Raw genomic sequence first — 25,041 nt, 5'->3', positions numbered from 1 at the left:
GGACCCGGACCGCGCCACCGATGCGGCGCTCCGTCACGCCCTCCGCTGAACCGTGCCAGCAGTTTCGCGAACGGGCACAGCGCCGCACCTCACCTGTCACTTCCCCGCGTGGAACAGGTAGCCGGTCGCGAGCTGGTACAGCTCCCGCTCCAGCAGTCCGCCCTCGAGCAATTCGGGGCGCTCGGTGACGGCCTTGTGGGTCAGCGCTTCGAGCGCTGTTTCGAGAATCACCGCCGCGACCGCGGGCTGCATGCCCCTGGGCAGACGCCGCGCGTGGACGCGAAGGAACCGCTCAATCAATTCCGTGATGCGCCGGTTCGTGTCCATCACCTCCGCGATGCGCCCCACGCGAGGCACCTGCTCGAAGAGGATTTTGTGGAGTTCGGGAGAGATGCGGTGCGTGTCCACGCCGACGCGGATGATGGCGCGCAGTCCGTCCTCGAGCGATGCGCTCCCCAACCCGGCGAAGGCTTCCTCCGCGACCTGCACCATCTCTCCGGCGTGACGCTCGATGAGCGCGGCGACCAGGGCCTCCTTGCTCGGGAAGTATTGATAGAGCGAGCCCACGCTCACGCCGGCCCGCTCGGCGACTCGCGCGGTGGTCGCCTTTTCGTAACCGTGCTCCACCAGAACCTGAGCCGCCGCTTCGAGCAGCGCGTCCACCGTCGCCCGCGAGCGCGCCTGACGCGGCAGTTTCCGAGGGGTTGTCTCGACGGAAGTCATGCGTTTCGGGCGCTCCTGAATGCGAATACCGAATGTGACGAAACATTCGCATATTGCTTCCGCGTCAACAACGGAGGCACGCATGGAAGGTCGAAGCACTTCGGAAGCTGGGAACAACAACGGCAACAAGGTCGTCCTGGTGACGGGCGCATCCTCGGGCCTCGGCCGGGCCACGGCGGCGCGGCTCGTCCAGCGCGGCCACCGTGTCTACGGCACCAGCCGGCAGCCGGCGGGTGGGACGGACTGGCCCATGCTTGCGCTCGACGTGTGCTCGGATGACTCGGTGGAGGCGTGCGTCGGTGAGGTGCTCGCTCGAGAGGGGCGCATCGATGCCCTGGTGAACAACGCCGGCTACGCCTTCATCGGTGCGGTGGAGGAGACGCGCCTGGAGGAAGCGCGCGCGCAGCTGGAGACGAACTTCTTCGGCGCGCTGCGGATGATGCTCGCGGTGTTGCCGGCCATGCGCGCGCGGGGCTCGGGGCACATCGTCAACATCAGCTCGCTGTCGGGCGCGGTGGCGGTGCCGTTCCTCGGTGCGTATGCGGCGAGCAAGCACGCGCTGGAAGCCATGTCGGAGGCGCTCGCGCACGAGCTGCGCGACACGCGACTCCGCGTCACGCTTCTCGAGCCCGACGGCATGCGCACGCGCATCGGATTCCATCATCCGCGCGCCGAGCACCCGGAGCTCGCGCCCCGGCGCAAGCGACTGGTGTCACTGTTGGAGCGGGCGACGCGCGAGGAAGGGAATGACCCCGACCTGCTGGCCCGCGTCGTGGAACAGGTCATCGAAGACAGCGCGCCGCCGCTGCGCATCGCCATCGGCGAGGGGGCGAAGCGGCTCATCGAGGCCCGCCGCACCTTGTCCGAGGTGGAGTTCGGCAGGCTGCTGGCCACGGCCCTCCAGCTCGACACCGACACGGCCGCGGCCTGAGGAGGCGATGATGACGGGCACGTCCTTCACCATCGCCACGGAGCTTGCGGCGATTGGCGACCCTCGACATGCGAGGATGCTCGGTGACTTCGCAGCGCTGCGCGACGCGATGCTCGGCGTCATCCGGATTGGCGTGAAGGGAACGGAGGGTTTCTGGGAGCGCCATGACGGAGGAGACGAGCTGCTCGTGCTCGTCTCCGGGCACATGACGATGACGCTCCGGCCGGCGAGCGAACCGGACCAGGCGCATGACCTCGGTGCGGGAGACGCGTTACTGATACCGAGAGGCGTGGCCCACTCGGCGCGGCTGCACACGCCCGAGGTCCACCTCCTGTTCGTCACACCTCGCGAGGGCAACGAGGCGTGGACCGAGCATCCCGAGGGAACGCGCCGGCACTGAGCGGCACACCGCGTGGGGAAGCGGCCCGGGTCTTCGCCGTCATGCAAGGGCCCGGGTTTGTTCCACGAAGCGGGCATCCGCGAGCCTCGGGGCAGGGTTCCCGGTTGGCGACCGCCCTGCCCTGCTCCAGCGTAGGCACCGGAAGGAACGCTCCTTCCACGCCGACACCACCCTGCCCTGCTCCAGCGTGGGCACTGGAAGGAACGCTCATTCCGCGACGGGCGCCGCCCTGCCCTGCTCCAGCGTGGGCACCGGAAGGAACGTTCCTTCCACGCCGGCACCGCCCTCCCCCGCTCCGGCGTGGGCACCGGAAGGAACGCGCCTTCCACGCCGGCACCGCCCTCCCCCGCTCCAGCGTGGGCACCGGAAGGAACGTTCCTTCCACGACGGGCACCGCGCCCTGCCCTACTCCTTCGCGAACACGGCGACCTGCCGCTCCGCTCCGGAGAACGGCAGCCGGTACGCCCGCGCGGACACGACGCGCAACTGCCGCTCCGCCGCGCGCGCCGCCAGCTCCGCGTCCGATTGCGCCTTGCCGAGCATCGCCACCACGCGCCCGCCCGGCGCCACGTACCCCGGCGCCAGTGCGAGCCAGTCCGGCAGGTCCATGAACGCGCGCGCAATCAGCAGCTCCGCGCGCGGAATCCCCTCCGCCTCCGGCTTGCCCTCCGCTCGCGCATGCAGCCCGCGCACGCCCTGCAACCCGAGGCTCGCCGCCGCCGCCTTGATGAACGCCACCTTCTTCCCCACCGCGTCCACCAGCGTCACGCCCAGCGCCGGCAGCGCCAGCTTCAGCGGCAGCCCCGGGAAGCCCGCGCCCGCGCCCAGATCGAGCAACGTCGCCGCGCCCGTCACCTCCGGCAACACCGCCAACGAGTCCAGGAAGTGCTTCTCCAGCACCTCCTCCGGCGCGGTAATCGCCGTGAGGTTCACCTTCGCGTTCCACTTCAGCAGCTCGGCCATCAGCCGCTGCAGCTGGGGCCCCACGCCCTCCGGCACCACCACGCCCAGCGCCCGGCTCCCGGATGCCAGCAGATCTACGAACCGCGCGTTATCCACAACGCCTCCACAGCAAACAGGCCCACAACCTCCCGGAATCACTCAGGTGGCGAAGGCCCTCAAAGTTTCCCACACGTTATCCACAGCCCGGTTCCTGATCACTCCACCGGCTGTCCACAGCCATCCGCCGCCCCGCTGCCCCGCTTCAGCGCCACCAACAGCAGCGACACCGCGGCCGGCGTCACCCCCGGAATCCGCCGCGCCTGCCCCACCGTTCCAGGCCGGTGCGCCGTGAGCTTCTCCACCGCCTCCAAGCTCAACCCGCGCACCTCGCGGAAGGCGAAGCCCTCCGGAATCCGCCACCGGTCCGTCGACTCCGCCTCGCGCGCCGCCGCCCTCGCCGCCTGGGCGATGTAGCCCTCGTACTTCACCTCCACCTCCACCTCCCCGGCGACGTCCTCCGGCAGCACGGGCCACTCCGCCCTCCCCTCCCCCAGTTGCGCGTACGTCACCTCCGGCCGCTTCAGCCGCGCCGCCAGGCCCGAGCGCTTCAGCCGCGCCACCTCGTCCGCCACCGCGCGCGCTCGCGCATCGGCTCGCTCCAGCGCCTCGCGGGGGAGCAGCCCCACGCGGTGCCCATGACGAGCGAGCCGCAGGTCCGCGTTGCCCTCGCGCAGCTTCAGCCGGTGCTCCGAGCGGCTGGTGAACATGCGGAACGGCTCGTCCACGCCCTTCGTCACCAGGTCGTCCACCAGCACCGCGCCGTGCGCCTCGTCGCGCCCGGGCAGCAGCGGCGGCTCTCCCTTCACCGCGAGGGCCGCGTTGATGCCGGCCCACAGCCCCTGGAAGGCGGCCTCCTCGTAGCCCGAGGTGCCGTTGAGCTGCCCCGCGAAGTACAGGCCCGCCACGGCCTTCGTCTCCAGCGTGGACTTGAGCTGCGTGGGCGGCGCGTAGTCGTACTCCACCGCGTAGCCGTAGCGGACCACCTCCACCTGCTCCAGCCCCGGAATGGTGCGCAGGAAGGTGAGCTGCACGTCCGCCGGCAGGCTGGTGGACAGGCCCGCGGGGTACACCAGCGGCGACGTGGGGCCCTCCGGCTCCAGGAAGACCTGGTGACGCTCGCGCGCGGCGAAGCGCACCACCTTGTCCTCCAGCGACGGGCAGTAGCGCGGGCCCCGGCCGACAATCTCCCCCTGGTACAGCGGCGAGCGGTGCAGGTTGTCGCGCAGCACCTGGTGCGTCTCCAGCGTCGTCGCGGTGATTCCGCAGACGACGTCGGGCTGCCTCGGAAACGGCGCGCCCGTTGAGACTTCCCCCTTCGTACGCCAGGAGAACGGGCGCGGCGGGAAGTCCCCGGGCTGCGGTTCCACCGCGTCCCAGTCGATGCTCGCGCGCGCCAGCCGCGCCGGCGTGCCCGTCTTGAAGCGGCCCAGCGTGAAGCCCAGCGCGCGCAGCGAGTCGGACAGGCCGCGCGCGGCGTCGTCACCCAGGCGCCCGCCGACCTCCTTCTTCTCGCCCACGTGCATCAGCGCCTGCAGGAAGGTGCCGGTGGTGAGCAGCACCGCCGGGGCCTCCACCTGCGTGCCGTCTCCCAGCACCACGCCCGCCACCCGGCCGCCCTCGGCGACGATGGCGGACACCTCGCCCTCGCGCACCGTGAGGTTCGGCTGCGAGAAGAGGACGGCCCGCATCCCCGCCGAGTACGCCTCGCGGTCGCACAGCACGCGCGTGGCCTGCACGGCCGGGCCCTTGGAGGCGTTGAGCGTCTTGAAGTGCGTGCCGGCCTGGTCCGCGGCGCGGCCCATCTCCCCACCCAGCGCGTCCAACTCGCGCACCAAGTGGCCCTTGGCGGTGCCACCCACGGCGGGGTTGCAGCTCATCACCGCCGCGCGGTCCTTCTTGAGGGTGAGGCCCAGCGTGGCCAGTCCCATCCGCGCGCAGGCGAGCGCCGCCTCACAGCCCGCATGGCCCAGGCCCACCACGATGACGTCGTATCGGAGTCCCATCGCTCACGAGGGTCGCCGAGGGACACCGGCACCTGACAGCGCCCCGGCATCCGTCCTGGCACCCGGGCACCCTGGCTCCGAGCACCGCGACCTTTCGCGCCTCCGTATGTCTCCGGCGCGAGCCCTTGGCAAGCAAAGGCCCGCCTCCGCGGGGCGTCCGACGGGACGAGCGCCCCGCCCTTCCCTCTCCGGTGAGATTTTACGGGAGCGCACGAGGCAGGCAGTGGGAGGGGTTGAGGCCTGCCTGCCTCGCGCGCACCGGCCACCCTCCGGAAGGCCGAGCCAGACCTGCTGGCTTCGGCCCCCCGGCCTGGACGGCGTCTTGAAATGTTTCGCGGGACGGATGTGGCGTCACCCTCCCCCGGTGGGCGACACACCTGCCGTCAGTGCGGCCCCGAGGGTCCGCCCGCGCTGGCGCCCGCTCCGGAGTCCCCCCAAGGACCGGAAAAGACGTGCGCCGTCTCCACGCGAGGCATCCCCGGCCCGCGCGGCGAGAGTCTGGTGTCGCGCGACACGGAAGGCGGACCAGTCCGTGCGGTGAGGGCGCAAGGATGGACGCGAGCTCGGGCCTCAAGGGTCCGACGCCTCCGTGTGCGCGACGGGGATATGAATAGCCGAGGGGTCTGACATGCCGGCTGGCGGGGGGCCGGTGCCCGGTGGGGGGGCCGGACAGCCGGGCTGTTCCTGGAGAGAGAAGCTCCTTCCTGCCCCGTGGGTCGGGTGCTCCCCGGTGAGGACCTGTTCGCCAAGGTCGGGGGCTTGCGGCGCGAAATGTCCCGACATTTCCGAACAGCACGGTCCCGCACCGCTCCCGCGAGGCCCTCGTGCCTTCCGGAAACCCGACACGCCGGCCATCGCGAGCAACACCGTCCGCTCACGGTGCGAGGAGTCATGGCATCGTCCCCGGCCATGGCATCCACCTCCCGCACCATCCAGGGCCCCGCGGGCCGGCTCGCCGTCACCGACTCCGGTGCGGGCGGGCTCCCCGCCCTCTTCGTCAACAGCAACGCCGGCCGCCGCGAGCAGTGGGCCGCGCAGCAGGCACATCTCACGACGCGCTCCGTGTCCTTCGACCTGCGCGGCATGGGCGAATCGGACCTCGACCCGCAAGGCCGCTACGGCGCCCCGGACATGGCGGAGGACGTGAATGCGGTGGCGAACGCACTGGGCCTGGAGCGCTTCGTGCTCGTGGGGCACAGCTTCGGCGGCGCCGTCGCGGGCGAGTACGCCATCCGCTGGCCCGAGCGACTCGCCGGGCTCGTCCTCGTGGACACGGCGGGCACCATGCCGCCGCTGCCGCCCGAGCAGGTCGCCTGGTTCCAGGACGGCTTTCGCCCGGAGAAGTACCGCGACTTCATGGACGGCTGGTTCGCGCCCATCCTGAAGAACGCGAAGCCGCACACGCACGAGGCGGTGATGCGCTGGCTGCGCGCCACGCCGCGCGAAGTCGTCTACGGCGCGCTGAAGAGCATCCTCACGTACAACTCGGACCGGGTCTTCGAGCGCTACAAGGGCCCCGTCCAGACGCTCGTGGTGGATGCCTTCATCCAGCCCAATTCCTATCACCTGCTCTACCCGCGCATTCCGCACACGGTGTTCACCGGCGTGAGCCACTGGCTGATGATGGACAAGCCCGAGGAGTTCAACGCCGCGCTCGATGCGTTCCTCACCACGCTGCCGGGGAAGTGACGAGCAGGGCAGGGCAGGGCGTCACAGCTCTCCCGAGTCGAACACCGTGACGGGCTGGTCCGGGTGGCGAGCGTCCTGCCCCATCAGCTTGAAGCGCACGGTGGAGTGAGTGCCCCGGTCATTCACCTCCACCACGCCCACGTTCAGGGCGTTGTAGGGGTTCCGGTCCGCGCCGCCCACGCCATCCAGCCGCACCAGTCGGGCGGCGGGTCCGTCCTCCAGCTTCAGCAGCAGCTCCGCGCGAGGCAGGTACCCGGCCGCCCACGCGGAGAACCCGCGAGTCACGTGCGTCACCGCGCTGGAGGTGAACTGGTACAGCGAGCCCGCGCCGTCACCGAGCCAGTCGATGGCGAACGCGCAGCCCAGGTGCACATCGCCGCTGAGCAGCACCACGCGTTGTCCCGGACAGCAGCGCTGGTGCGCGAGCAGCAGTGCCAACAGTCTGTCCCGGTCCGGAAGGTTCCATGGATGCGTCCAGCGGTCCCGCGCGTCGCCCCGGTGGCTGCGCAGCAGAGAAATGACCGCCGACGCCCATGACGGCACGTACACCATGGGCACGCTCAACATGAGGAACACCACGCGGCTGTCGCGGTGCGTGTCCAACCACGAGGACAGGCGCGCGAGCTGCTCGGGCGAATACACGCGAGGGTGCTCTCCACCCCGGCGCTGGCTGCGCAGGTCCATGGCGTAGAAGCCGGTGTTGCCGTAGTCGAAGCTGAAGTCGAAGGAAGCGGGAGGCCCACCACGGCCGAGCACGCGAGAGCTCTGGTAGTCGTGGTACGCCGCGCGAGCACCGTGGTGGAGCCGCTGCCACTCGGGGTCCGAGTGCTCGGGCTCGGCGCCCCAGTTGTTCACCACCTCGTGGTCATCGAGCATGGGCCACGAGGCGTACTCCGCCTGCAGGGCGCGCCAGCCGGGCACGTCCCTGAACTGGCGATAGCGGAGCTGGTACAGGCGCCGCACCTCTTCGGCCGAGCAGTCCAGCAGCCGTGTCCGTCCCGCTGGTGCCACGTCGCGGAAGTACGCGGGTGAGAAGAGGGACAGCGACGAAGGCTCGTCCACGTAGACCTGGTCGCCGCCCATCAGCAGGAAGCGCGCGTCGTGTGCCGCCAAGGTGTTGCGAGTGGCCTCCAGCATGGCCACGGAGAGGGGCCGCGCTTCGCCGGAGTCAGCGAAGGGCTGGTGGCAGCTCAGCAGGCCGAAGGTGAAGGAGGCGGGAGTGTCTTCGGGACGCGCGGGCAGTGTCTCGAAGCGGCCCTCGCCGACGAGGACGCCATCCTGTTCGCGGGTGATGCGGAAGCCATGGCGCCGCAGCGGCGAGAGCGGTGGTTCACCGGGGAAGTCGCTGGGGTAGAGGAGGGTGCCCGTGCCGTCCGCATCCGCGTCCGCCGCGAAGTGCCAGGACACGGAGTGGCGAGGGCCTTCACCGTCGAGCGGCCAGACCTCCAGCCGATGCGGACCTGGGACATCCGAGCGCAACCACAGCCGCACCGAGTCCGGACCCACCGCGCCAGGAGCCACGGCGCATGGGAAACACGGGGCACCGAAGCGCGGCTGGGGCAGGGGAGGGTGGGACATGCGTCGTGAATCCTAGACACGGGGCGATGGCGAAACGGTCCATCGCCCCACGTGTCCGACGCATACCGGTCAGTGCGTGCTACCGCTGCAGTATCGACTGCACCGACTTCGCGCGCTCCTCGTCGGTCGTGTCCTTGTTCAGGGGGAAGGGAACGTCGACTCCGCGCTTCACGGCGGGGCGTTCCGCAATCGCCTTCAGCCACCGTTGCAGGTGGGGCAGCCCGTCCACGGACACTCCGGCCCAGTCGTGGACGCGCACCCACGGCCACGTCGCGATGTCCGCGATGCTGTAGTCGCCCGCGAGGTACTCGCTCTCCTTCAGCCGCGTGTCGAGCACCGTGTACAGCCGCCGCGTCTCGTTCTGGTAGCGGTCGATGGCGGGCTGGAGCTTCTCCGGAAAGTAGCGGAAGAAGACGTTGGCCTGTCCCTGCATGGGGCCCACGCCGCCCATCTGGAACATCAGCCACTGGATGACGCGAGAGCGGCCCTTCGCATCCGTGGGCATCAGCCGGCCCGTCTTCTCCGCGAGGTACAGGAGGATGGCGCCCGACTCGAACACGGCGAAGTCACCCTCGGCCCGGTCGACGATGGCGGGGATGCGCCCGTTGGGGTTGATGCGCAGGAACTCCGGCTGCTTCTGCACACCCTTGCCGAGGTCCACCCCGTGCACCGTGTAGGGCAGGCCCAGTTCCTCCAGCGCTATCGAGACCTTGTAACCGTTCGGCGTCGTCCACGTGTAGAGGTCAATCATGGGTGCGCCTCATAACGGGGCCCTCGAGTCCGCGCCGCACAACGCGCACCCCGCGCTTCAGCGAAGCGACTCCTCCAAGGCCCGCCAGCGCATGTCCACCCAGGCGCGCAGGTACGCCACCTCTCCGGCGAAGTCGTTCAGGTCCGTGCGTCCGCGCCAGCGGGGGAAGTCCTTGTACTGCGCGCCCCAGCGCGCCTCGTCCTTGAGCGCCGCCGGGCCCAATTCGCGCGCGTACCCGTCGATGAGCCCGAGCACCACGTCCCGGTGCAGCAGCCCCTGGAGCAGCTCGCGGTAGCGCTCGCGCAGGGGGCCGGTGATGGCCGGGTCCTCCAGCATGCGCGCGAAGACGAGGTTCTCCCGCGTGAAGGGGTACAGGTCCTCCGCATTCAGGCGCAGCGTGTTCCAGTCCTGCCCGAAGCTGGCGTCCAAATCCCAGGGGATGAAGCGGAAGCGCGTCCCCGGCCCGCGCGCCCGGAAGTGGTAGGCGTTCTTCGCCACCGAGTCCTTCGTGTACGCGAGGTTGGACAGAATCCACCAGTCCTCGTAGTCGCGCACGTTCATCCACCCGCCCCGCTCGGCGGCGAACTGCTCCGGACTGGCGTCCGCCACGAAGGCGGTGAGCGCGTCGATGGTGCGGAACGCTTCGTCCCCGTCCTCCGGCTCGCCCACCTTCTTCTCGTAGCCCTGGCGCAGCTTCACCTTGGGCAGGCCCATGGCGTCCAGGCGCGAGAAGTTCGCGTCCCCGTCCACGGCCTTGAAGAGGTCCCCGCTCGAGTCCAGTCCCCAATCAGAGAGGTAGTCGCGGTCCACGTGGTCCATCACCGTGTAGAGGCCCTGGTACTCGCCATTCACGTAGACGACCGCGCTGTAGGCCTTCAGCTGGAGGTGGTCCGGGGACATGCGGTTCCACACCTCGAACGCGAGCCGGGCGCGGAGGTATGAGTTGTCATTGAACGGGCTGGTGAGCACCAGCTTGCGGCGGCCCATGAAGCCACCGGCGTGCTCGGGCTCATCGAAGGTCTGCCCCTCGTCGAGCTCCACCGTCAGGCTGCGCTTGGGGAAGCCCAGCGAGGTTTCCCCACGGTAGCGCGTCTCCGCGAGGTAGCAGCGCCCGTGATGGACGAGCCGCGCCGGGCGGTAACCGTCGTCATCCGGCAGCGAGGACGACATGAAGAGGTGGAGGACCGGCAGCCCGTCCTCCTCGACGTACGTGAAGGGGTCTGGAGCGCCGTCACTTCGCGCCTCGAAGCCCCTGACGAGCGAGGCACTGTCCGCGCCTTCACACTCCGGCGGGGGCACGCTCCAGCCGCTCGTCGGGGCGCAGGCCACTGCCGCCGCGCACAGGACGAGCAGCCACGGCAGCACGCTCGCGATATGTCCGCCCCCTCTCCGCATTCCCCTCCATTCCATGCAGGAAGGTAGCCACTGCGTGACACACGGGCATCACTCACCGAGGAGGCGCCCACCCCACACCTCGGGGACGCCGGTTCCGTCACGCCGTGGACACCGTGCGGGTGTGCGAGAAAAAACAGAGCCCCGCGGCGCCAGCAAGGCACCGCGGGGCCCGGAGCTTCATGCGTGAGGCGCTACCGCGTCACGGCGCGGCCGGTGCCTTGACGGGGGCCTTGGCCTTCTTCTCCGCGTTGGCGAAGTCACCCGCCTTCACCTGCAGCACCTTCGCCCAGTCCACGTGCCGCTCCATCGCCTTGCGCACGTCCTCGGGCTTGAGCTTCGCGAGCTTCTCCTCAATCGTCGCGTCGAAGGCCAGCGTGCGCCCCAGGTACAGGTAGCTGGCGAGCTGCCGCGCCAGGCCACCGTCCTGCGAGCGCGCCGCCTGGCGGTACTCCAACAGGCCCGCGCGCGCCTTCTCCAGCTCCTCCGCCGTGAAGCCCTGCTTCACCGCGCGAGACACCTCCTGGCTCATCGCCGCCTCCAGCTTCGCCGCGTTCTCCGGCGCGTAGATGGCGTAGGTGACGAAGTTGCCCACCGTGTCGATGTCGCCCGCGTCCAGGCTGCTGCCCACGCCGTAGGACAGGCCGTCCTGCTGGCGGATGCGCGTGGCCAGCCGCGAGTTGAGGAAGCCGCCGCCCAGCACGAAGTTCCCAAGCATCAGCGCCGGCCAGTCCGCGTCATCCTTGCGCAGCTTCAGCGACTGGCCCGCCAGGTAGTACGCGTTCGCCTTGTCCGGCGTCTCCAGCGCCACCACCTTCGCGCCACCCTCGGTGAAGACCTGCGGAACGCGCTTGAAGGGGGCCGGGCTCTTCCAGCCGCCGAACAAGTCCCCGGCGAGCGCCACCACGTCCTTCGCCTCGAAGTCGCCCACCACGGCCAGCTCGCCGTTGGACGCGCCGTAGAAGGCCTTGTGGAAGGCGCGCACGTCCTCCAGCGGGGTGTCCTTCACGCCGGTGAGGCGCTCCTCCAGCGTGGGCACGTAGTACGGGTGCCCCTTCGGGTACTGCGCGGACAGGGCGCGCCAGAAGGCGATGCTGCCCTGCGTCTCCGGCTCACTGCGCTGCGACTCCAGCGCGGCCAGCCGCTCCTGCTTCAGCAGGGCGAACTCGTTGGCGTCGAAGGCGGGCTCGCGCAGCACCTCGGCCACCAGCTTGAGTGCCTCGGACAGGCTGGCGCGCGGGCACTCGATGGAGATGCTCGCCCCGCTGAGGCCGCCATCCACACCCACGCGCGCCTTGAGCTTGTCGAACGCGTCCTGGAGCTGCTGCCGGCCGCGCTTCGCGGTGCCGCGCATCAGCATGCGGCCCGCGTACTGCGCCGCGTCCGTGCGGCCTCGCAACGCGTCCTCGGTGCCCCAGCGCAGGTTGAGGGACAGGTTGACCATCTCCCCGCGCGTCTTCTTGGAGAGCAGCGCGTACTTCATGCCGCCCGGCAGCTCGCCGCGCTGCACGCGCGCCTCGACGTTGGCGGGAGACGGGTCGAAGACCTCGCCCTGCGCCACCGCCTCGCGGCCCTTGTAGCCGTCCATCATCTTCGCCATGTCCACCGGTGGCGGCATCTCCGAGCGCTCGGGCTTCGGCGTGGGGATGAAGGTGCCCAGGGTGCGGTTGGAGGCCTTGAGGTACGTGGCCGCAACGCGCGTCACGTCGTCGGGCTTCACCGCCTCGATGCGGTCCCTGTGCATGAAGAACAGGCGCCAGTCGCCGGTGGCGGCCCACTCGGAGAGCTGGATGGCGGCGCGCTCGGAGTTGTTGAGCGTCAGCTCGATGGCCTTGCTCAGCTGCGTCTTCGCACGGGTGACTTCCTCTTCGGTGAAGGGCGTCTTGGACGCGTCCTCCACCGTCTTGAGGAACGTCTCGCGCGCGGCGGCCACGGGCTGGCCCTCGCGCAGCTCCACGGAGAAGGTGAGGACGCCGGGGTCCCTGAGCTGCAGGTTGGAGGCGCCGGCACGCGCGGCCTGCTTCGTTTCGACGAGGGCCTTGTAGAGGCGGCCGGACGGGTTGTTGCCCATGATGAGCGTGAGCACGTCGATGGCGGCGAAGTCGGGGTGGGCGCCCTCGGGCACATGGTAGAGGCTGGTGAGGATGGAGGTGTCACCCACGCGGTGCAGGGTGACTTCGCGCTCACCGTCCTGGACAGGCTCGGCGGTGTACGTGGAGGGCACGGGCTTCGCGGGCTTCTTCAGCCGGCCGAAGGTGTCCTGAATCATGGACAGGGCCTTGCGCTCGTCGAAGCGGCCGGCGACGACGAGCATGGCGTTATCCGGGCGGTAGTACTTCCGGTAGAAGTCCTGGAGCCGGTCGATGGGCACGTTCTCCAGGTCCGAGCGCGCGCCGATGGTGGCCTTGCCGTAGCTGTGCCAGATGTACGCGGCGGACATGACGCGCTCGAAGAGGATGCCGCGCGGGTCGTTCTCACCGGACTCGAACTCGTTGCGGACGACGGTCATCTCGCTGTCGAGGTCCTTGCGAGCGATGAAGCTGTTGACCATGCGGTCGGCCTCGAAGGAGAGGGCCCAGCGCAGGTTGTCGTCCGAGGCGGGGAGCGTCTCGTAGTAGTTGGTGCGGTCCATCCAGGTGGTGCCGTTGGGACGGGCGCCGCGCTCGGTGAGGGCCTGGGGGACGTTCTTGGTGGTGGGCGTGCCCTTGAACATCAGGTGCTCGAGCAGGTGGGCCATGCCTGTCTCGCCGTAGCCCTCGTGCTTGCTGCCGACGAAGTACGTCACGTTGACGGTGACGTTGGGCTTGGTGGGGTCCGGGAAGAGGAGCACGCGCAGGCCATTGGGCAGGCGGTACTCGGTGATGCCCTCCACGCTCGTCACCGGGGCGAGCGCCGAGCCCTTCGCGGAGGTGGCCCTGGAGGTGGCCGCGGGCTTCGCGGTGGGAGCAGGGGCCTGAGCCCATACCGGGGTGGCGGCCAACAGCACGGCGGCCAGCAGGGAGAGCGGGGTACGACGCTTCATGCGGTCCTCGCGAGTCGTCTGGAAGTGCACCGGCTTCTAACCCGGTATGCCCCGCTCGCCATCCCGAACGGCGCGAGTCCGGCCGGCCGGGCGTCCGAGGCGCGACATCCGGGAGGAGCGTGACGACGCCGTATAACCTGATAGGTACTTCGCGAAGTTGACACCCTGTGAGGTTGACTGCGGGCGAAGTCGACGTACCATGGGTGTCGCATCGGGCCGGGAGCAGTGGCGCACGGGTGCTGATCCGCGGATCCGCAGGCGGCGACCTGATGGGCTGGCGTGTGCGGTCCGGCGGTGCCCCAGGCATACGACCTTACAGGTCTTCCATGGGTTGGCTGCCGCGTCAGACGTGCTTGGTAGGGTGCATGACATCCAACCGGAGAATGGACTTCGGCGGGAGGGAGGAGTCGATGGCGATGGCGACAGGTGGGGACCTGCTCATCAAGCAGAGCATGCGGGAGTTGAACGAAGCGCATCAGGAGGTGCTGGCCGCGAATGCGCGCGTCGACGCAAAGCTGGACGAGGTCGCGGAGAACCTGAATCAGGTCCGGCATGGCGTGGGCGAGATGAAACAGGCCATGGGGACGGTGAAGCAGGACGTGGGGGAGTTGGGCCAGCGGGTGGACTCGCTCAGCGACTCCCTCAAGGTGGCGAACCAGCGGGTGGACTCACTCAGCGAGTCCGTCAAAGAGGTGAACCAGCGGGTCGACTCCGTCAGCGAAACGGTCGGCGTGCTGGGGCAGCGGGTTGACTCGCTCAGCGAGACCGTCGGCGTGCTGGGGCAGCGGGTTGACTCGCTCAGCGAGACCGTCGGCGTGCTGGGGCAGCGCGTGGATTCCGTCAGCGAAACGGTCGGCGTGCTGGGGCAGCGGGTTGACTCGCTCAGCGAGACCGTCGGCGTGCTGGGGCAGCGCGTGGATTCCGTCAGCGAAACGGTCGGCGTGCTGGGGCAGCGGGTTGACTCGCTCAGCGAGACCGTCGGAGTGCTGGGGCAGCGCGTGGATTCCGTCAGCGAAACGGTCGGCGCGCTGGGACAGCGCATGGACTCACTCAGCGAGACGGTAGACGTGATGGGTCGGCGCGTGGACTCACTCAGCGACTCCTTCAAAGTCGTAGATCAACGGGTGGACTCACTCAGTGAGACCGTTGGCGTGCTGGGGCAGAACCTGAACGTGCTGGACCAGAAGGTGAATTCGCAGGGCCGGACCGTCGAAGTCCTCGGAGAAGGTCTCACCGGCCTCACGCAGGCCTTCCGCTCCACCAAGACCACCCACGAGGGCTACTTCGAGAGGATGGGCCGTACGCTGAACATGCTCATCGAACAGCAGCATCAGGACAGGGAAAGGCTCGGAGACCACGAGCGCCGTCTGTGTCTGCTCGAACAGGCCTGAGCTCAGAAGGGGAGGGCGACTCGCCATGAAGTCGCCCTTCGACCTCCAAGACGAGCCCTCACCCACGAGCAGCTTGAAACGAGACACGCACAAGGCAAGGTCGTCCCGCGCGTCAGGGATTGAGCGCCGACCTGTTAACGTGACTCCCCCGGCCAGGGAGCCACGGCCGGAAGCGAAGGGACACGGGATGCGGCTGGTGCTCCTCTCCGATACGCACATGCACCACGAGGCCCTGACGGTGCCCGCGTGTGACGTGCTCATCCACGCCGGGGACTTCACCCGCCGCGGACGGCGACAGGAGGTCGAGGAGTTCCTCCGCTGGTTCTCCCTCTGCGAGGCGCGCGAGAAGGTCCTCGTCGCCGGCAACCACGACTTCCTCTGTGAAGAGGCACCGGACCTGGCCCACGCGCTCATCCAGGACGCCGGCGTGCGCTACCTCCAGGACGAGGAGGCCCACGTCGCGGGGCTGCGCATCTGGGGCTCCCCGATAACACCCCGGTTCGGACACTGGGCCTTCAACCTGGACAGGGGCCCGGACCTCGCCGCCCACTGGCAGCGCATCCCCGAGGGCCTCGACATCCTCATCACCCACGGCCCACCGAGCGGGCTGGGAGACCGGACCTGGTCGAACGTTTCCGCTGGCTGCGCGGACCTGCTGGCTCGCGTGCGCCAGGTGCGCCCCCGGCTCCACGTCTTCGGCCACATCCACGAGGCACATGGCGAGTACACACTGCCCGGCCTCGCCACGCGCTTCCTCAATGTCTCCAACTGCCGCCTGATGCCCTTTGGCGTCCGCCCGCCCGTCGTGGTGGAGATGGAGCCCCGCTCCACGACGGAGGGAGGCCCGGGGCAGGGTGGGGCGTCCGTGGCGTGAGCCCGGGGCGCCTCGTGCCCGCCCTTCCACCGGCCGGGGCGGGAGCCGCTCATGCCCGCCCTTCCGCCCTGCGAGGAGCCTGGGGCTCGCGGGAACGTGGCCGCCCGGACACCGCCCCCGGGGACGACGTGCAAGCATCGTCGCCACCGCGCGTTAGTAGTAAGCACCGCGTGCGCAGGGCCGTGCCCCGTTTCGCGCGTACCAGGAGTCCCATCGGATGAAACGATTCATCATCGGCACGCTGGCCTTCATCGGCGCGATGTCCGTCCTCTTCGTGGTGGGCCTCATCGGCCTGATGGTGCTCGCCTCGGCGAGCGCTCCGACGGTGCCGTCCAACCTCGTGCTGGAGCTGGATTTGGAGGGCCCGCTGCCCGAGTACGTGCTGAGCAACTCGCTCAGCGGCGCCTTCGGCGAGGACCCGACCACGGTGCGCGACGTGGTGGACGCGCTGGAGAAGGCCGGCGACGACCCGCGCGTGAAGTCGCTGGTGGCGCGCGTGGGCAACCCCGGCAGCGCCGCCGCGGCGCAGGAGCTGCGCGACGCGGTGAAGGCCTTCCGCGCCAAGGGCAAGAAGGCCGTGGCCTATGCGGACACCTTCGGAGAGGAGGGCAACGGCACCATGGGCTACTACGTCGCGTCCGCCTTCGACGAAGTCTACATCCAGCCGTCCGGTGACCTGACCATCACCGGCCTGTCCTTCGAGACGCCCTTCGCGCGCGACGCCTTCGCGAAGCTGGGCGTGACGCCGCGCTACCACAAGCGCGCCGAGTACAAGAACGCGGTCAACACGTACACGGAGCAGGGCTACAACGCGCCCCACCGCGAGGCCACCGAGCGCTTCACGCAGAGCCTCTTCGGCCAGGTGGTGCGCGGCATCGCCGAGGACCGGAAGCTGACCGAGGACGTCGTGCGCGGCCTCATCGACAAGGCGCCGCTGTTCGGCCAGGAGGCGGTGGACTCGAAGCTGGTGGACGGGCTGCGCTACCGCGACGAGGTCATGGCCTCGGTGAAGAAGGACGCGGGCGACGGCGCCGAGCTGCTCTACGCGCACAAGTACCTGGAGCGCGCCGGCCGGCCGCACACCTCCGGAGACACCATTGCCCTCGTCTATGGCGTGGGCGGCGTGTCGCGAGGGAAGAGCCAGGACAGCCCGCTGGGCGGCGGGCAGGTCATGGGCGGTGACAGCGTGGCGGCCGCGCTGCGCAAGGCCGCCGAGGACCCGCGGGTGAAGGCGATTGTCTTCCGCGTGGACAGCCCCGGAGGCAGCTACACGGCCAGCGACACCGTGCGCCGCGAGGTGCAGCGCGCGAAGGAGGCGGGCAAGCCCGTCATCGTCACCATGGGCACCTACGCCGCGAGCGGCGGCTACTTCGTCGCCATGGACGCGGACCGCATCGTCGCGCAGCCGGGCACGCTCACCGGCAGCATCGGCGTGTACTCGGGCAAGTTCGTGACGCAGGCCTTCTGGGAGAAGCTGGGGGTCAACTTCGAGACGATTGCCGCGGGCCGCAACGCCGCCATGTACGGCACGGACGAGGACTTCACGCCGGAGCAGGAGGCTCGCGCGGAGGCGGCGATGGACACCATCTATTCGGACTTCACGCGGCGCGCGGCGGCCGGGCGGAAGATGCCACTGGAGAAGCTCCAGGGGCTGGCGAAGGGCCGTGTGTGGACGGGCGAGGACGCACTGGCCAACGGCCTGGTGGACGCGCTGGGCGGCTACCCGAAGGCGCTCGCGATTGCGAAGGAGCTGGCGAAGCTGCCCGCCGACGCCCGCGTGAATGTGGAGGTGTACCCGCGCAAGAAGGCCACGTCCGAGGTGCTGTCCGAGCTGCTCGGCCAGACGGGCGACAACAGCGAGGACGACGCCGCCGCGGTGAGCGCCCTGTCCCCGTGGGCCCCCCTGCTGGAGGGTGTGCGCGGGGTGTACGCATTCGGCGCGCGGATGGGCCTGTTCGAGCACCCACGCGGCTCGCTCTACGCCCCCATGCCCCACGCGAGCTGGGAGTGACGCACCGCTCGCCCGGGCGCATCAGGACGCCCGGGTGGGCCGCGAGGGCAGGGCGCCAGGCATGGGCCCGGCCTTCGGTGGCACACCGGCGCGAGCACGTCGGGCAGCGCCCTGGACGCGAGCCTTCGCGTCACCCCGGGACGCAGGAGCGTCTTCACCGGACGCCGGGCCCGGACTTCCAGGTCGGCCCGGGTGCCTCGGGCGTGGATCCACGGAAGACCGCGACTCCGTGAAAGCGAAGACTCAGACGCGGATCCGCGGGTGCGCGGGCGCCGGGAGCGACAGCGGGCGGCCGAAGACGGAGTGGTAGCGCAGCTGCTGCACGGCGCACCGCTGGCGCTTCGAATCGAAGACGAGACAGCGCTCCACCGGCCCCGCGTACACGTGCAGCGAGACGGCGGGGCCCTGCTGGTTGACGACGCGGTGGATGGACGCGTCGGGGCAGCGGAAGTCCACGTAACCCGCGCCCACGGGCCCCACCACCACCGGAGGCCCCAGCCGCGCCGGCCCCGGCTCCAGCCCGCCCGACACCCGCCCGTAGTTCTCCAGGATGAAGGTGCCGGACTGGATGCTGAACCAGCACTCCTGCCCGTCGTGGTCATGGATGGGCGAGACGGCGCCCTCCTCCCAGCAGTTGAGCAGCACCTCCAGCCGCGCATCCCGGTAGACGAGGTTGCGCGTGTACCGGCCCCGGCTGAAATGCAGGTACGGCTGCAGACTGGACGGCTCCACCACGAGCCCCGCCAGCCTCTCGCCCACGGCCAGCAGACCCGGCTGCCCGCCCGGCTCCTCCCGAAGGAGCCCCACCAACGCCTCGAGGGTCATGACGCCCATGGGGGAGAACCTAGGTAAGGCACCGACACCGTGCCTATTAGCATGTTGGATGGGGCACGGACGGGCGCACGGCGCGCACTTGAGGACAGGCACCTCATCGAATAGACGACATCCTCCACTCTGGGCACGCCTGGATGCAAGGGCGGCCCCGGGTTTGCATCCTGGCGCGGACACTGAACCATCTGGCGCGCGCGAGGAAGCCGCGAGCCGGTGTGAAGCGTACAGAGAGAGTCAATTTCCTGGACCGAAGCCGTTCCTGTTGTCGAGGAGCCGCCAAGGTGGGGGCCGAGGAACCGAACATGAAGAAGCGACTGGGTGACATCCTCGTGGAGCGCGGTGTGATTGATGCACTGCAGCTCCACTCGGCGCTGGCGTATCAGCGCAAGTGGGGGGTGCCGCTGGGGCAGGTGGTGGTGGATCAGCGCTTCTGCACGGCGCAGCAGGTCCTCGAGGCGCTGGCGGCGCAGGTGGGGATGCAGACGGTGGAGCTGGACGCCCAGCCGCCGGACTCCAACCTCACGTACCTGATTCCGGAGAAGGTGGCCGAGGCGCACCGGGTGGTGCCGCTGCGGCTGGAGGGCAAGGGCGGCCGGGACTCGGTGCTGGTGGTGGCCATCGCCGCTCCGGCCAGCCTGGCGTCGCTGGACGCGGTGAAGAGCGTGTCCGGCAAGTCGCGCGTGGTGGCGAAGCTGGCCACGGACGCGGCCATCCGCCGCGCCATCGGCCGCATGTACCGCGGTGAGACGGGTGAGGCTGTTCCGCGCCGTCCCGGCCTGGAGGGCTTCTCCCTCCCCGAGGCGGACGACAGCATGCCCATGCTGCTGGGCGGCACCATGGCGGACCTGACGAACATGGAAGCCCCCTCCACGAAGGATGGGCTGCCCATGCTCTCCTCGCTGGAGGAGGCCACGCGGCCGACGCCCGCGCCCGTGAAGCCCACTCCCGCGCCCGTGGCGGCGGTGGCCCCGCGGCGGCCCACGCCCACTCAGGTGAAGATTCCCATGCTGACGCCGGCCCGGCCGGAGCAGGTGGCGCAGGTGCTGGTGTACGGCTGGGGCGTGGAGGCATCGACGGGGCTGGTGCGGGTGCTGGAGGCTTCGGGGCTGAAGGCGCAGGTGGCCAGCACCGAGGAGCTGCTGGCGGCGAGCGAGGCGCAGGTGGTGGTGGCGCCGCTGCCGTCCATGGAGGCGCTGGGCCGCAAGGTGCTGGCGCAGGTGCTGGTGGCCGGCAAGATGCCGGAGCTGGATTTGCCCCGGGCCCAGGCGGTGGGCGCGAGGGGCTTCCTCGCGGCGCCGGTGGACCCGGACCTGTTGCTGCGCGCGGTGCGCCGGCTGGCCCGGCCCACCGACGGCACCTTTCTCAAGCGCGCCGGCTGACCGGCGCGACCCTCAGGGTACGGCTGCCAACAACGTGGGCTTGTCCGAGCCCTCTGGCAGCCAGAGTGAAGCAAGCTCCAGTGACGAAGACGGGAAGGGCTCGGCGCGCACCACCGAGTCCGACTCGTAGCTGCCGGTGAGGAGCCAGCCGCGCTTGACGCGCTGGTACACCTCCAGCGTGCGCGCGGCGGGGTCCACCAGCCAGACGTGGGAGACGCCCGCGCGCGCGTAGAGCGGCAGCTTGCGCGTGCGGTCCAGCGCGGCGGTGGAGGGCGCGAGCACCTCGCACACCCAGTCCGGCGCCACCGTGAGGAAGGGCACGTCCGGGTCGGGCGGGGAGGCCACGCGCTCGCGGCGCCAGCCGGCCACGTCGGGGACGAGCATGTCCTGGCCCAGGTGCAGCTCGGGCGCGCGCAGGAAGCACCAGCGGCCGCTGCCACCCCGGCGTCGGTCGAGCTGCTCTCCCAGCTCCACGCCCAGCATGAAGGCCGCGCGCGTCTGCGCGGCGGAGGGGCGGGGCGAGGCCACGAGCTCCTCGTCCAGAATTTCCCCCACCCAGCCCGAGGGCAGGGCCGAGAGCATGGAGTACCGCGCCAGGGGGATGATGCCTTCCGTCACAACGCCTCCGAGAATCACCGGGTCAGGGCGGGCATTCTAGGGAGCGGTCTGACACTCCCCCGCGTGCCGACGCCGTGTCATTTCCCGATGCAGAAACGCTGGAAGATTGCGTCCAGGAGCGCTTCGGAAACGGTGGTGCCGGAGACCTCGCCGAGGGCCTCGAGCGCGAGGCCGACCTCGCCGGAGACGACCTCAAGCGTGGAGGCGTGTGACGCGGCACCGGCGCGGGCCAGTGCCTCGGCGGCGCGACGCAGGGCATCGGCGTGGCGCTCGGAGACAAGGGCCACCGCGGAGGGCGTGCCGCCGCCCCAGAGTTGACCGAGCATGGCGGCGCGGAGGGACTCCACGCCTTCGCCCGTGAGCCCGCTGACACGCGGGCGTGGCGTGGGCGTGACACCCTCCTGCCCGGCCGCGACATCGCACTTGCCATCCACCGCCAGCACGGGCGTGGCACCGACGTCGCGAAGCCACGCCTCGGCCTCCGTCTCCGTGGCTTCCGGCGGCAGCACGAGCACGGCCAGGTCCACGCCCGCGAGCAGTTCACGCGTGCGGGCGATGCCGAGCGCCTCCACCCGTCCCGGCGCCTCGCGCAGCCCGGCGGTGTCGAACAACGTCACGCCCAGCCCGTTCCACTCGACTCGGGCCTCCAGCGCGTCACGCGTCGTCCCGGGCTCGTCGTCCACCAGTGCGCGCGCCTCGCCCACCAGCCGGTTGAAGAGGGTGGACTTGCCCGCGTTGACGGGGCCGAACAGCGCCACGCGCGCGCCCCGTCGCACCAGCCGGCCACGTCCGGCCTCGGCGAGCAACGCCTCCGCCTGCGCCCGCAACGCGGCGACACGCTCGCCCGAGGCCGCGTCCGCTCCTTCCGCCTCGTCGGGGAAGTTGAGGACTCCTTCGAGGTCCGCATGGAGCTCGCGCAGCGGCTCCTCGAGCGCGCGCACGCGAGAGGCCAGCACTCCGGACAGGCCCGCGGCCGCCGCGCGCACCGCCGCCTCCGAGTCCGCCGCCACCAGGTCCGCCACCGCCTCCGCGCGCGTGAGGTCCAGCCTCCCGTTGAGGAAGGCGCGGCGGGTGAACTCCCCCGGAGCGGCCGGGCGCACGCGCTCGTCCTCCAGCGCTCGGGCCAGCAGCAGGCTCAAGAGGCGCGGGCTTCCGTGCGCCTGCAGCTCCACCACGTCCTCGCCCGTGAACGAGGCCGGCGCGCGGAAGTAGAGGAACAACCCCTCATCCAGGGCGTGGCCCGCTCCGTCGACGAAGGTCGCGAGGTACGCGTGACGCGGAGTCGGCTGCGCGGGCACGCCCGGAGCCAGCAGTCGGCCCACGTCCAGTGCGGCCGGGCCGGAGAGCCGGAGGATGCCCACGGCCCCGGCGGTGGGCGCGGTGGCCAGGGCGGCGATGGTGGGGGAGTCGGACGTCATCGTCGGCACGGTGGCGGAACAGGCAGCCCGCGTCCACCGGACGTCATGCGGAGCGGAGTGCCCCGCGAGCAGGAAACCGACCCCGCGTCAGCGAGGCCCCATCGGTGGCGTGGAACCGCGGGCGGCCTTCTCCACGGCCTCGCGATTCTCGTCGATGTAGCGCTCCACCGCGTCGTCCTCGAGCTCCAAATCGCGCAGCACGCCCGGATAGACGAACCGGAAGGCAGGGGAGTCCTCGTCCCCTCGCAGGCGGAAGCTCATCTTCAGCACCGCCGCGCCGTACAGCTTGTCCTTGAGAGCTTTCGCCTTGCCCATCCCTCGTCTCTCTTCCGGAAGGCTCCAACGCGTGCGGCGCGAACCGCCTCACTCGTCGAAGTCGTCCTCGTCGTCGTCCGGCAGCAGGCTCTTCTTGGGCAGCGGAGCCGGCTTCTCCGGAGTGAACACCACACGGCGGTTGCGGCCTTCGCCTTCCACCGTCACCTTCGTCCCTGCCACTCCTTCTACTGCCCTGAGGACGCGCGCGCGGTCTTCCAGCTTCATCGCGGCAAGCGCGTAGAAGCGGCCCAGGTTGCCTGACTTCACCGCGAGCTGACGGGCGGCCTCCCGAAGCACCGCATCCTCTTCCACCGTCACCGTGCGCTCATCCATGTCGGAGCGAGCCGCCGGAGCAGCCCGAGCGGCGGGGGCCTGCGCGCCCCCCCGCGGAGCCTTCGCGGGAGCCTGCGCCACAGCCGCCGCCTGCGGAGGCGGGGGCCTGGGCGCGGCGGGGGCCGGAGCCGCCGGAGCCGGCGCCACGGCCTGTGCCGCCTGTGCCGCCTGCGGCTCACGACGCTGACGAGGCTCCGGGTGGGCACCCGCGCCGAGCACCACCCAGCGCCGCTCCACGCCGGGCCGGTGCATCATCTTGTTGAGCAGGAACTGGAGCGAGTCCACCACCTGGCTGCGCCGCCCGTTCTCCACGCCGGGAGGAGGGCCCGCCTCGAAGTGGAGCGCCACGGAGAGGCTGCCATCCGCGGCGTCCTGCATGTCCAGGCGCGCCGGGAAGCCCATCAGCCCGAGGATGTCGCCGAGCAGCTTCTCCACCCGCGCCCGGAAGTCGCCAGAGGCAGCGCTGCCGGAGGCCGGAGCCCCCGGTGCCTGCTGCGGAACCTGCTGCTCACTCACTTGCGTCTGCCTCCCGCCGTCACCACCGCCGGCGTCCCGCCGCCCATGTTCGACTTGTTCCGGTCCAGCCACTTGCGCAGGCCGTACTGCTGGGCAATCGACAGCAGGTTGTTGGTGAAGATGTAGAGCGACAGACCGGCCGGATACTGGAGCAGCGTGGCCGTGAAGATGATGGGCATGAACCAGGTCATCATCTTCGCCTGGGCCGCATCCATCATCTGCGGCTGCATCTTCTGGGTGATGACCATGGACACGCCCAGCGCCAGCGGCAGCAGGTACGTGGGGTCCTTGTACGTCAGGTCGCGCCAGATGGGCCCGATGAAGGGCTCGCCGTAGATGTCGAAGCTGTTGCGCAGCGCCGTGAAGAGCGCAATCCACACCGGCATCTGGATGAGCAGCGGCAGGCACCCGCCCAGCGGGTTCACCTTCGCCTCCTGGTACAGCTTCATGATTTCCAGGTTCTGCTGCTCACGGTTGTCCGCGTGCTTCTTGCGAATCTCCTCCATGCGCGGCTGGAGCTTCTTCACCTCTTCCATGCTGACCATGGAGCGGTAGGTGAGCGGCAGCAGCACCAGCTTCACCACCACGGTGAGCAGGATGATGGCCACGCCCCAGTTGCCGGTGATGCCGTGGAAGAACTTCATGATGGCCAGCAGCAGCTTGCAGATGACGGCCCAGATGCCGAAGTCGACCGTGTCCTCCAGCTTGGGATGGAACGCGGTGTCACCCAGCGAGGCGGCCTGGCGCAGCGCGGGGCCGGGCACCACGGCGAGCAGGTCCGGGTCCTTGGGGCCCAGGTAGCCGCCGAAGCGCAGCGTCACCGTCTCACCCGCGGCCACGCTGAGCGGGAAGGACGCCGTCACCTCGCGCGCGGTGGGCGACGCGTTGAGCGTGCAGTGCCCGGCGCGCGGCCCGTCCAGCGGGTAGAGCGCGGACACGAAGTACTGCTGGTCGATGCCGAAGAAGTGCAGCTCGCCCTTGGTGTCCTCTTCCTTGGGCTTGTCGTCGCCCGGGCTCATCTTGTGGAGCTTCTCGTCCACGAAGCAGGCCGCGCGGCTCAGGTTGCCCACGCCGCCGAAGAAGGACGGCGCGTGCTCGAAGTTGGGGTCCACCGCGCGGCTGTAGTGCAGCTGCAGCTCGCCGTTCTGCGCCTGGCCGGAGGTGTTGCGGACCTGCACGGCGTACACCAGCTCGAAGCCCTGGGTGGGCCACTGGAGCGTCTTCACCACCTCCCACGGGCCCTGGCGGCCGGTGAAGGTGAGGCCGTTGGCGTTGCCGCCGGCACCCTCCGTCACCGCGTAGCGCAGGCCCGCGGGCAGGGGGCTATTGCCCGCGATGGACACGGACAGCGGCAGCGGCTGGCCCGGCACCGGCTGCGCCACGTTCATCTGCGGCGGCGGGGGAATCTCCTTGCCGATGAGCTTCTGGAAGCCCTGCTCGATGGTGAGCGACTGCTGCTCACGCATCTTCGAGCCCTGGAGCACGGCCGCGGTGAGGCCGCCGCCCTCCGAGGAGAAGCCGTAGTGGACCTCCTGGCGGGCCACGTCCACCTTGCGCTCGGGGAGCGCCGGGACGTCACTGGCGGCGACGGGGGTGCCGCTGCCGTCACCGGGCGCGGGGACCGCGGCGACGGGGGCGGTGCCGGCATCAGCGGGGGCGGCGACCACCACACCCGCGTCCGCGCCCATGGCCGCTTCAGGAGCCGGCTTGGGGGCGAGGAAGAAGGTGTAGAAGGCGGTGGCCACGAACGAGAGGGCCAAAGCGGCCAGCAGTCGCTTCTGCGAATCGTTCGACTGGGGCGAGAGCGGATCGTTCATAGACTCCCCCCTCCGAGAGGGAGAGGGCTGCAGGGGGTGGAAGGCCC

The 25,041-nt window shown here is 70.2% G+C and carries 20 protein-coding genes; 7 read left to right on the top strand and 13 right to left on the bottom strand.

Translation table 11 applies throughout. From position 1 onward, the window contains the following. Positions 1-96: 96 nt before the first annotated feature. Complete coding sequence (locus tag OV427_RS21155) at positions 97-723, bottom strand: TetR/AcrR family transcriptional regulator (protein WP_267857948.1); 627 nt, start codon at positions 721-723, stop codon at positions 97-99. An 82-nt stretch (positions 724-805) separates the two neighbouring features. Between OV427_RS21155 and OV427_RS21150 the strand changes: the two genes are divergently transcribed. Together OV427_RS21150 and OV427_RS21145 are read left to right on the top strand one after the other, a co-directional pair. Then, positions 806-1,654: an SDR family oxidoreductase gene (locus OV427_RS21150; RefSeq protein ID WP_267857947.1), complete on the top strand. Its 849-nt coding sequence runs from the start codon at positions 806-808 to the stop codon at positions 1,652-1,654. A gap of 10 nt (positions 1,655-1,664) precedes the next feature. Continuing rightward, complete coding sequence (locus OV427_RS21145; protein WP_267857946.1) at positions 1,665-2,054, top strand: cupin domain-containing protein; 390 nt, start codon at positions 1,665-1,667, stop codon at positions 2,052-2,054. Between the two features lie 405 nt (positions 2,055-2,459). On the opposite strand, the gene rsmG is transcribed toward OV427_RS21145, so the two are convergent. Together rsmG and mnmG are read right to left on the bottom strand one after the other, a co-directional pair. Further along, the gene (rsmG, locus tag OV427_RS21140; RefSeq protein ID WP_267857945.1) at positions 2,460-3,113 is read right to left on the bottom strand and encodes a 16S rRNA (guanine(527)-N(7))-methyltransferase RsmG; all 654 of its coding nucleotides are present in this window, start codon (positions 3,111-3,113) and stop codon (positions 2,460-2,462) included. Between the two features lie 98 nt (positions 3,114-3,211). Continuing rightward, entirely contained in the window at positions 3,212-5,059 is a 1,848-nt protein-coding gene (gene mnmG / locus OV427_RS21135) for a tRNA uridine-5-carboxymethylaminomethyl(34) synthesis enzyme MnmG (protein WP_267857944.1), read from the bottom strand. An 891-nt stretch (positions 5,060-5,950) separates the two neighbouring features. Here mnmG and OV427_RS21130 point away from each other — a divergent pair. Further along, positions 5,951-6,748, top strand: coding sequence for an alpha/beta fold hydrolase (locus tag OV427_RS21130; protein ID WP_267857943.1), 798 nt, complete (start codon positions 5,951-5,953; stop codon positions 6,746-6,748). Between the two features lie 21 nt (positions 6,749-6,769). On the opposite strand, the gene OV427_RS21125 is transcribed toward OV427_RS21130, so the two are convergent. The 4 genes from OV427_RS21125 to OV427_RS21110 all read right to left on the bottom strand — a co-directional run bounded on the left by OV427_RS21125 (position 6,770) and on the right by OV427_RS21110 (position 13,491). After that, positions 6,770-8,326, bottom strand: coding sequence for an alkaline phosphatase D family protein (locus OV427_RS21125; RefSeq protein ID WP_267857942.1), 1,557 nt, complete (start codon positions 8,324-8,326; stop codon positions 6,770-6,772). Between the two features lie 79 nt (positions 8,327-8,405). Continuing rightward, positions 8,406-9,077 (bottom strand): glutathione S-transferase family protein, encoded by a 672-nt coding sequence (locus OV427_RS21120; protein ID WP_267857941.1) that lies wholly within the window; start codon positions 9,075-9,077, stop codon positions 8,406-8,408. 57 nt (positions 9,078-9,134) lie between these two features. Beyond that, positions 9,135-10,472, bottom strand: coding sequence for a CotH kinase family protein (locus OV427_RS21115; RefSeq protein ID WP_267857940.1), 1,338 nt, complete (start codon positions 10,470-10,472; stop codon positions 9,135-9,137). A gap of 199 nt (positions 10,473-10,671) precedes the next feature. After that, complete coding sequence (locus OV427_RS21110) at positions 10,672-13,491, bottom strand: M16 family metallopeptidase (RefSeq protein ID WP_267857939.1); 2,820 nt, start codon at positions 13,489-13,491, stop codon at positions 10,672-10,674. Positions 13,492-13,901: 410 nt separating this feature from the next. Between OV427_RS21110 and OV427_RS21105 the strand changes: the two genes are divergently transcribed. The 3 genes from OV427_RS21105 (at position 13,902) to sppA (ending at position 17,767) form a co-directional block, all read left to right on the top strand. Then, positions 13,902-14,882 carry a hypothetical protein gene (locus OV427_RS21105; protein ID WP_267857938.1) on the top strand — a complete coding sequence of 327 codons (981 nt, stop codon included), beginning with the start codon at positions 13,902-13,904 and terminating at the stop codon, positions 14,880-14,882. Positions 14,883-15,069: 187 nt separating this feature from the next. Beyond that, entirely contained in the window at positions 15,070-15,756 is a 687-nt protein-coding gene (locus OV427_RS21100) for a metallophosphatase domain-containing protein (RefSeq protein ID WP_267857937.1), read from the top strand. 217 nt (positions 15,757-15,973) lie between these two features. Beyond that, complete coding sequence (gene sppA, locus OV427_RS21095; protein ID WP_267857936.1) at positions 15,974-17,767, top strand: signal peptide peptidase SppA; 1,794 nt, start codon at positions 15,974-15,976, stop codon at positions 17,765-17,767. 243 nt (positions 17,768-18,010) lie between these two features. On the opposite strand, the gene OV427_RS21090 is transcribed toward sppA, so the two are convergent. Next, positions 18,011-18,601 (bottom strand): cysteine dioxygenase, encoded by a 591-nt coding sequence (locus OV427_RS21090; RefSeq protein WP_267857935.1) that lies wholly within the window; start codon positions 18,599-18,601, stop codon positions 18,011-18,013. A gap of 299 nt (positions 18,602-18,900) precedes the next feature. Here OV427_RS21090 and OV427_RS21085 point away from each other — a divergent pair, with 299 nt between their 5' ends. Continuing rightward, positions 18,901-19,977 (top strand): general secretion pathway protein GspE, encoded by a 1,077-nt coding sequence (locus OV427_RS21085; protein ID WP_267857934.1) that lies wholly within the window; start codon positions 18,901-18,903, stop codon positions 19,975-19,977. A 12-nt stretch (positions 19,978-19,989) separates the two neighbouring features. Here the strand turns inward: OV427_RS21085 and OV427_RS21080 are convergent, their stop codons facing one another. From OV427_RS21080 to yidC, 5 genes are all read right to left on the bottom strand, one after another. Next, positions 19,990-20,595, bottom strand: coding sequence for a Uma2 family endonuclease (locus OV427_RS21080; protein WP_267857933.1), 606 nt, complete (start codon positions 20,593-20,595; stop codon positions 19,990-19,992). Between the two features lie 77 nt (positions 20,596-20,672). Further along, positions 20,673-22,013, bottom strand: a complete 1,341-nt coding sequence (mnmE, locus tag OV427_RS21075; RefSeq protein ID WP_267857932.1) for a tRNA uridine-5-carboxymethylaminomethyl(34) synthesis GTPase MnmE — start codon at positions 22,011-22,013, stop codon at positions 20,673-20,675. An 87-nt stretch (positions 22,014-22,100) separates the two neighbouring features. Next, positions 22,101-22,328 carry a hypothetical protein gene (locus OV427_RS21070; RefSeq protein WP_163993295.1) on the bottom strand — a complete coding sequence of 76 codons (228 nt, stop codon included), beginning with the start codon at positions 22,326-22,328 and terminating at the stop codon, positions 22,101-22,103. A gap of 48 nt (positions 22,329-22,376) precedes the next feature. Then, entirely contained in the window at positions 22,377-23,177 is an 801-nt protein-coding gene (locus OV427_RS21065) for a hypothetical protein (RefSeq protein WP_267857931.1), read from the bottom strand. Continuing rightward, positions 23,174-24,994, bottom strand: coding sequence for a membrane protein insertase YidC (gene yidC / locus OV427_RS21060; RefSeq protein ID WP_267857930.1), 1,821 nt, complete (start codon positions 24,992-24,994; stop codon positions 23,174-23,176). Before yidC ends, OV427_RS21065 begins: the two co-directional genes overlap by 4 nt. Between the last annotated feature and the right edge of the window lie 47 nt (positions 24,995-25,041).

It is taken from the genome of Pyxidicoccus sp. MSG2 (assembly GCF_026626705.1).
Lineage (GTDB): Bacteria > Myxococcota > Myxococcia > Myxococcales > Myxococcaceae > Myxococcus.
Note: the sequence above shows the minus strand (reverse complement) of the source record. Positions and strands in the feature narration are given on the sequence as shown.

Excerpts from the sequence above, each read along its gene's own strand:
- OV427_RS21150 (WP_267857947.1), top strand. The coding sequence starts at position 806 with ATGGAAGGTCGAAGCACTTCGGAAGCTGGGAACAACAACGGCAACAAG.
- mnmE (WP_267857932.1), bottom strand. The coding sequence starts at position 22,013 with ATGACGTCCGACTCCCCCACCATCGCCGCCCTGGCCACCGCGCCCACC.
- OV427_RS21130 (WP_267857943.1), top strand. The coding sequence starts at position 5,951 with ATGGCATCGTCCCCGGCCATGGCATCCACCTCCCGCACCATCCAGGGC.
- OV427_RS21085 (WP_267857934.1), top strand. The coding sequence starts at position 18,901 with ATGAAGAAGCGACTGGGTGACATCCTCGTGGAGCGCGGTGTGATTGAT.
- yidC (WP_267857930.1), bottom strand. The coding sequence starts at position 24,994 with ATGAACGATCCGCTCTCGCCCCAGTCGAACGATTCGCAGAAGCGACTG.
- OV427_RS21070 (WP_163993295.1), bottom strand. The coding sequence starts at position 22,328 with ATGGGCAAGGCGAAAGCTCTCAAGGACAAGCTGTACGGCGCGGCGGTG.
- OV427_RS21105 (WP_267857938.1), top strand. The coding sequence starts at position 13,902 with ATGGCGATGGCGACAGGTGGGGACCTGCTCATCAAGCAGAGCATGCGG.
- sppA (WP_267857936.1), top strand. The coding sequence starts at position 15,974 with ATGAAACGATTCATCATCGGCACGCTGGCCTTCATCGGCGCGATGTCC.
- OV427_RS21115 (WP_267857940.1), bottom strand. The coding sequence starts at position 10,472 with ATGCGGAGAGGGGGCGGACATATCGCGAGCGTGCTGCCGTGGCTGCTC.
- OV427_RS21145 (WP_267857946.1), top strand. The coding sequence starts at position 1,665 with ATGACGGGCACGTCCTTCACCATCGCCACGGAGCTTGCGGCGATTGGC.
- OV427_RS21090 (WP_267857935.1), bottom strand. The coding sequence starts at position 18,601 with ATGGGCGTCATGACCCTCGAGGCGTTGGTGGGGCTCCTTCGGGAGGAG.
- OV427_RS21100 (WP_267857937.1), top strand. The coding sequence starts at position 15,070 with ATGCGGCTGGTGCTCCTCTCCGATACGCACATGCACCACGAGGCCCTG.
- OV427_RS21110 (WP_267857939.1), bottom strand. The coding sequence starts at position 13,491 with ATGAAGCGTCGTACCCCGCTCTCCCTGCTGGCCGCCGTGCTGTTGGCC.
- OV427_RS21125 (WP_267857942.1), bottom strand. The coding sequence starts at position 8,326 with ATGTCCCACCCTCCCCTGCCCCAGCCGCGCTTCGGTGCCCCGTGTTTC.
- OV427_RS21120 (WP_267857941.1), bottom strand. The coding sequence starts at position 9,077 with ATGATTGACCTCTACACGTGGACGACGCCGAACGGTTACAAGGTCTCG.
- mnmG (WP_267857944.1), bottom strand. The coding sequence starts at position 5,059 with ATGGGACTCCGATACGACGTCATCGTGGTGGGCCTGGGCCATGCGGGC.
- OV427_RS21155 (WP_267857948.1), bottom strand. The coding sequence starts at position 723 with ATGACTTCCGTCGAGACAACCCCTCGGAAACTGCCGCGTCAGGCGCGC.